The 5916-nt window shown below is 46.4% G+C and carries 8 protein-coding genes; 3 read left to right on the forward strand and 5 right to left on the reverse strand.

Translation table 11 applies throughout. The features are described 5' to 3' along the window. Positions 1–72: 72 nt before the first annotated feature. From FKW19_RS09595 to FKW19_RS09605, 3 genes are all read right to left on the reverse strand, one after another. Positions 73–777: a hypothetical protein gene (locus FKW19_RS09595; RefSeq protein WP_150150561.1), complete on the reverse strand. Its 705-nt coding sequence runs from the start codon at positions 775–777 to the stop codon at positions 73–75. 269 nt (positions 778–1046) lie between these two features. Continuing rightward, positions 1047–1376, reverse strand: a complete 330-nt coding sequence (locus FKW19_RS09600; protein ID WP_150150562.1) for a DNA-binding transcriptional regulator — start codon at positions 1374–1376, stop codon at positions 1047–1049. Further along, positions 1364–1642, reverse strand: a complete 279-nt coding sequence (locus tag FKW19_RS09605) for a BrnT family toxin (RefSeq protein ID WP_041247997.1) — start codon at positions 1640–1642, stop codon at positions 1364–1366. Before FKW19_RS09605 ends, FKW19_RS09600 begins: the two co-directional genes overlap by 13 nt. A 105-nt stretch (positions 1643–1747) precedes the next feature. On the opposite strand from FKW19_RS09605, the gene FKW19_RS09610 reads away from it, so the two are divergent. Further along, the gene (locus FKW19_RS09610) at positions 1748–2695 is read left to right on the forward strand and encodes a site-specific integrase (protein WP_150150563.1); all 948 of its coding nucleotides are present in this window, start codon (positions 1748–1750) and stop codon (positions 2693–2695) included. Here the strand turns inward: FKW19_RS09610 and FKW19_RS09615 are convergent. Continuing rightward, positions 2671–2958 carry a HigA family addiction module antitoxin gene (locus tag FKW19_RS09615; protein WP_150150566.1) on the reverse strand — a complete coding sequence of 96 codons (288 nt, stop codon included), beginning with the start codon at positions 2956–2958 and terminating at the stop codon, positions 2671–2673. The genes FKW19_RS09610 and FKW19_RS09615 overlap by 25 nt on opposite strands. Before the next feature lie 118 nt (positions 2959–3076). On the opposite strand from FKW19_RS09615, the gene FKW19_RS09620 reads away from it, so the two are divergent. Beyond that, entirely contained in the window at positions 3077–3433 is a 357-nt protein-coding gene (locus tag FKW19_RS09620) for a hypothetical protein (RefSeq protein ID WP_150150564.1), read from the forward strand. Positions 3434–3878: 445 nt separating this feature from the next. Here FKW19_RS09620 and FKW19_RS09625 read toward each other — a convergent pair whose 3' ends face one another. Then, positions 3879–4391 (reverse strand): helix-turn-helix domain-containing protein, encoded by a 513-nt coding sequence (locus FKW19_RS09625; RefSeq protein ID WP_238331232.1) that lies wholly within the window; start codon positions 4389–4391, stop codon positions 3879–3881. An 830-nt stretch (positions 4392–5221) separates the two neighbouring features. On the opposite strand from FKW19_RS09625, the gene FKW19_RS09630 reads away from it, so the two are divergent. Then, positions 5222–5719 (forward strand): hypothetical protein, encoded by a 498-nt coding sequence (locus FKW19_RS09630; protein ID WP_150150565.1) that lies wholly within the window; start codon positions 5222–5224, stop codon positions 5717–5719. The last annotated feature ends 197 nt before the right edge of the window (positions 5720–5916 follow it).

A 5916-nucleotide genomic window follows, 5' to 3' on the forward strand; every position in this document is an offset into this window, starting at 1 on the left:
TTCATATCGCCATTCCCTCAATCAACGCAGAAGAAATAGAATCATACAGAAGACCTCAAAACCAGGGGGTTTTTAGAACCCTCCATTTGATTTTTGCTTAGATTTCATTTTTTCTTTTTTCTTCTCCATTGTCCATGAAGACATTTCATATATTTTATTTTCAATATCAGATACAGTTCTCCAGTAATTATTAGTAAATCCTTTTTTTGGAGAAACTATGAGCATTTCCATAATATGAGAAATTAGATCACATGTTTCAAACCACTTATCTACCTCAATATAATCTATTGATTGTAATTTCCTAGACGTTTCATTATTTACCTTTGATAAATATTTATTGGTTGCCCAACTCCACTGACCATGAGCAATTTTATTTCTAATTTCATATGGTTTGGTTATATTTTGATCTATTAATTTCTTTAGCCTCTTTTTTGCATTTGGCAAAAAGCTTACATTTTTTGGTCCATAAACCTTAGGCAAAGCTATTTCTAAACAAACAATCCATGCTTGGCTAATGTTGGTTTTAGAAACCGAAATTATTTGCTCAATTTCATTGTTTGAAAGACCATAAGGCGTAAAAATAAGCTTCTTAAAAGAAGCTTCCATTAATGCTGAATACATAAGAGCATAAAAAAAAGTATAATATCTCAAAGAGATTATATTATCTTTTTTTAGAAAACTATTTAGGTCTTTTTTAAGTTGTTTTTTTGCTTTTTTTAAAACTTCAAGATTTTCAGAAAAAGCTTTAAACAACGTTATATTTTCTGCGTCGCACATTTTAACCCCAGGCTGCCAGACAGTATGGATTATCCATACTGTCTGGCAGCCTGGAATTGAACCAGGATTTCCACCATTTCTGGTAGCGTCTTAGCCATATTAGACGACCGCCCAAAAACATATTACCTGAAAATGCTTATTACATGAAATATTTTTTCCAACCGATAATCTAATATCCAGGAACGTGCATTCCCGGAAGCCAGAAACATCCTCTATCATGAGCAATGAGGGTACCCTCATTGCTCATGATCCCGCTCTCTAAGACCCGATCAGGCCACCATCGCCCGTCGCACCGCGTCAGGTTCACGCCACAAGACACGCAGAAGCGTCCGCACCGCCGGGTCAAGGCTCACACGGCCCTGCTCCCAGTTCCGCCATGTCGCTACTGGCACACCGGCCAGAGCGGCAATGTCTGTCTGGGTCAGCTTCAACTGGCGGCGTACCGTCGCAGGAGACGGATAGGCTGGCCCCGGCAGATCGCTTTGTGTCCCATCTTCGTGGGCCTGCTGGTCAATCTCTGCGGCCGTCGTCGCCTGAACGCGTGCCCGATCGACCCGGCCGCCACGACGTTTGATGTCTGCCAATGTCAGTTTTGCCATTTGATCCACTCCTTTCGGTGCATCTTCCGGGCCGAGATGATGCGCAGACACGTCCCGCGCACCGTATAAACGACCATAAACGGGATCCCCTCGATCAAGCCTGCGGCTCTAATACGGGGTTCTCCATAATCCTTACGGTCGTCCGGTTTCTGGAGAACAGGCCCCAGAAAAATCTGGGCCGCATATTCGAAATCGAACCCCCGCTCTTCAAAGCAGGCATCGCTTTTCGCGTCGTCCCATTCAAACTCGATCTCAGGCCCTGTCATGCTCCTTTATATACGCTGTTAGCGTAGTTTCGCAAGGGATATCAGCCTGTGCCGATCGCTCATGCTAGACCCTAGCGCACCCGTGCCGTTCGGAGAGACCCCACCATGCTTCTGACACCGCGCTGTTCTGACCCCGCCCTCTCTGAAGCCGACCGGGAACGGATCACCAGCTATCTTCTGGCGTCTCTGTCTCCGGCGACCCGCGCCGCCTACGCCACCGACTGGCAGAGTTTTACGGTATGGTGTGCAGAACATGACGTGCTTGCCCTCCAGGCAACACCAGCTCAGATCGCCTCCTGGCTCTCCTCTCTGGCTGAAGCAGGCCGTAAGGCGTCTGGGATTGCCAGAGCACGCGCTGCCCTGTCGCATGCCTTTCAGGGACAGGAGCACAACCCAGTCAAAGCCCCCGGCGTAGAGCGTGTCATGGCCGGTATCCGCCGCACCCTTGGGACAGCCCCCACACGCAAGCAGGCTGCCACGGCTGAAATTGTGCGCGACATGCTGGCCCACTGCCCCTCCTCCCTGAGCGGTCAGAGAGATCAGGCGCTTCTGACACTCGGCTTTGCCGGAGCCTTGCGGCGCAGTGAGCTGGTGGCACTGACTACGGACGATCTCCTGTTTCAGGAACGCGGACTACTGGTCAGCATCCGGCGCAGCAAAACCGATCAGGACGGCAGCGGACAGGTCATTGGCATCCCGAATGGCCGCCGTCTCCGTCCAGTAGACGCTATACGCTCATGGCTTGCGGCATCCGGGATCACACAGGGGCCCGTGTTCCGCAGCATTACCCGTCACGGGCATCTGAGCGCACAGCCTCTCTCAGACCGGTCTGTCGCCACCATAGTCAAGACATACGCCCACGCCGCGGGATATGATCCGAGGGGGTTTTCCGGTCATTCCCTTCGGGCCGGATTTGTGACCTCTGGTGCACAGACGGGGCAAGACGCCCTCGCTCTGGCTCGTGTAACACGCCACAAAAATCTCTCTGTCCTGCAAACCTACGTCCGGGACGATGCCCCTTTCCTGAATCATCCCGGCGAGGCGTTCCTGTAAGAACCCGAAGGCGGATGGGAGCGCCCATCGTGCGCGGCCTGCAAGCGGTTCCAGAACGCGGCACCATTCCCGAAAACGGCTCCCAGTCGCAGGGCAAGCTCCGGCGTAACCGGAGTTCTCTCAGCCAAGAGGTCTAAAAGGTCGGCCTCGGAAAGAGCGAGACGGGCGGCAAGATCTGTCACGCTTTGTCCTATAGCCGGAAGCAGGTCTTCCCGCAGGAGCGCTCCCGGATGCGTTAGTGTTCGATCAGAGTGTCTGGCCATAACCGGCTCCTTCTTGCCTCTCCCTCTGTCTGACTTGTCTGGCGCATCTGTCAGACATGACAGACATGACGCGGGCATGCTTCACTTCTGCCAGACAAGTCAGACAGAGGAGTCAGACATGACAGACGAACCTAAACCATGGTCTATCCGGGGCGTTCATCCCGAGGTGCGGAATGCTGCTCTGGCCGCCGCCAAAAGAGAGGGGGTCACGATTGGCGAGTGGTTAGACAGAGCCATTCGGTCTCACGTTAAAAATGGCAGAAACCCAAAAGAAAACCTGTCAGACGCTCCTGTCAAACAGACGCCAGACTTGTCTGACGCAGAACGCCTCGTCAGCATGATTGCCCAGCTTTCGGAAGCCGGTGCACCGGTCCCGAAATCCGTCTCCAGCAAAGCCTATGCTCTGATCCGGGACAGCCTCAAAGGAGTGCAGCAACAACACAGGGCGGCCCTGCCTTCTCCTGAGCAGGATTGATGGATTTACCAGATTTTGAGGTCAGGCAGTCAAATCGTGCATCTTCTTTCTGAGGATGCACCGCAAGACAGGACACCGTTAAGCACTACAGGTGCGCATAAGGTTTATGTGAAGTAGTCACGCCGTTAGCGTGGGCCTACTTCACCTGTCCTGCCCAACTTTTACAAGATATTTTGGCGGCATAAACGGTTATAGCCGAGCGTAAAACTCGGTTATTTTTTGCAAATCATGGTTATATTTTTTTGTCATTCTTGGTTATTTTTTAGCAGGGCTGATTTGGATCATCCAAAAAAATAGAGAGTGAAATTTTAGCCGCTAAAATTTTCTGAAAAATTTGATCCTCTCTTTTGCTCTGTCTATCCAATGGGACAGACAGACCTTTCCCATTGCCTCCTGCTTCCTGAGCCTTTGGATTGTCTCGTTTGCTTGGTGTGAGAGGGGGGTATCAGGTCTTTCCCCTATATCCCGCTTCTTGAGGTGTCTGCCCGCTTTGCATACGGGTCAGAATCTCCAGCCACTCGTCTTTCGTATGTCGCGGATAGGGTTGATTTATATCTTTGGAATAGGTTTCCGCTGCAAAAATGTCAGTCTGAAGAAAGCGCTGTTTTCTGCGGGCTAGAGCCTCTCGTAACTGCTGCGCATAGTGTCTGGCCGCAACCTTGACCTGCTCTAACGGCTTCAGCACCAGTCGATACAGATTAGAGCCACTCACCATCCGGCCCTGACGCTTCACCCGACGACGGGTGCGCTCCACAAGACCAAGAAGGTAGGCTTTCTCAAGACTGCGGATGACTGTGCGAGCTGAGCAACCCGCACGTGCGGCTATGGCTTCATGACTGGGGAAAAGACCATGCGGCCCCTCAAAAGAAGCAAGCGCCTGTAAGACCAGATGGGTCTTACCGGAAATCATCCGGCTCTGGGTAAGTGTCCAAAGTTGGGAAGAAAACGTCTGAGACAAAGCCGGGCCCTTTCTAAATTATGGGCGAGGCTTCCTTCTTTCCTGCGATATTAGGCTTGAAAGCCACTTAGGCTATGCCTACTATATCGCATCGGACGCTTGAGTGTGTTGTCGCACCTCTTGCATCAAGTCCACCTCGCCGGGAAGCGAGATTTTTAAAGGGGATGCCTTGCCGGGCGTCCCCTTTTCAATTTTCAGTAGAATGTATCCAATAGATGGAATGTGGCAAGCCTCATTCCATCTATCATGAATAATAACTGCAAATATATACATATATGAATATTGATTTTTATATATTTAAATTAAAGTTTCTCTTTAATGGTTTTTTGCAATCTTATTGATTGATCAGACTTATAGTCTGTTTCATAATTACCTTCATGTTAAGGTATGCTTTAAGCGCATACTTAAACACAAAGGCATGAATGGAAGGCATGTTTGTTAACAAACATGCCTTCCATTCATGCCTTTGTGGCATATTATCTCGTTTTCTTGTTATGTCAACCCATTGACATAACGGAAAAATAAAATACATAATCATTAAAATAAACATTGATAATTCTCTTTATGAATTATTTTTGTTTTAAGGGAAGTTCTAAGAAATGACCATTTTTATTCATAGCAATACATCTTATCCTATTATGGAGTACAATTTTATTAATTATAAAATTGAGAAAACTGTTGAAAACAGTAATCCAGATTTTATTACGCTTCTCAAAAATCGCGACAAGATGGTTGATGGAAAATCGCAAATTTTATGTGGTATCGATATGGTAAATTTCACCGATAATGATTATATGGACATGATCTAGAAAGTTTTTAAGAGTTTTTCTTTGTGTATTAATAATGCTCTACAACGTTTGCCTAGAATTGAACCGCGAAGCAAAAAAGTTTTAAAGAGTAATAACTATAGAAAACTGAGTGATTTTCCTGATATTCCTGAAATATCACAAGAAAAGCGGCAAAATCTTGTAGCCGCTTTAAGACTAATTAACGAACATATTTCTAATGGGTATGGTCTCCCTGAAGAGATGTACAGAACCAATATAGATACCACCACAGACAACTTACTAGATTATGCTGGAATTATGCATATTCACCCATTGGGAAAAGGAAGTTCAGAAGTTCTCTATTTAGTGCAAACGCAAAAATGCGTTGGCTTGTTAGAACTTACAGATCATAGACATTTTGACCGTATTCAATCTCCACATAGTGCTGAACTTATTAATATCCATGGAGAGTTTATAAGAAGAAATATTTCTCAATATAATAATAGAATATTTGAATATTCTTGGAATAAACAATCTATAATAAATGACAATACATCTTAATATTACAACAACAGATTACGATAATGGATATTATAGATAATTTATTTCTAGAACAAATATTTTTATAATATTTGTTCTAGAATAATTAATACAAATATAAGAAAAACTAATTTGGAGGGATCGAAGAACCCTTGATTGATGTGCTTGGCCGGTAATTTCTGGGTTTTGGCGATTTGATTGACGGTTTTTGCGATGGC

The organism is Acetobacter sp. DmW_125128, from assembly GCF_008704325.1.
In the GTDB taxonomy this organism is placed as follows: Bacteria; Pseudomonadota; Alphaproteobacteria; order Acetobacterales; family Acetobacteraceae; genus Acetobacter; species Acetobacter oryzifermentans.

Excerpts from the sequence above, each read along its gene's own strand:
- FKW19_RS09600 (WP_150150562.1), bottom strand. The coding sequence starts at position 1,376 with ATGGCAAAACTGACATTGGCAGACATCAAACGTCGTGGCGGCCGGGTC.
- FKW19_RS09605 (WP_041247997.1), bottom strand. The coding sequence starts at position 1,642 with ATGACAGGGCCTGAGATCGAGTTTGAATGGGACGACGCGAAAAGCGAT.
- FKW19_RS09620 (WP_150150564.1), top strand. The coding sequence starts at position 3,077 with ATGACAGACGAACCTAAACCATGGTCTATCCGGGGCGTTCATCCCGAG.
- FKW19_RS09595 (WP_150150561.1), bottom strand. The coding sequence starts at position 777 with ATGTGCGACGCAGAAAATATAACGTTGTTTAAAGCTTTTTCTGAAAAT.
- FKW19_RS09610 (WP_150150563.1), top strand. The coding sequence starts at position 1,748 with ATGCTTCTGACACCGCGCTGTTCTGACCCCGCCCTCTCTGAAGCCGAC.
- FKW19_RS09615 (WP_150150566.1), bottom strand. The coding sequence starts at position 2,958 with ATGGCCAGACACTCTGATCGAACACTAACGCATCCGGGAGCGCTCCTG.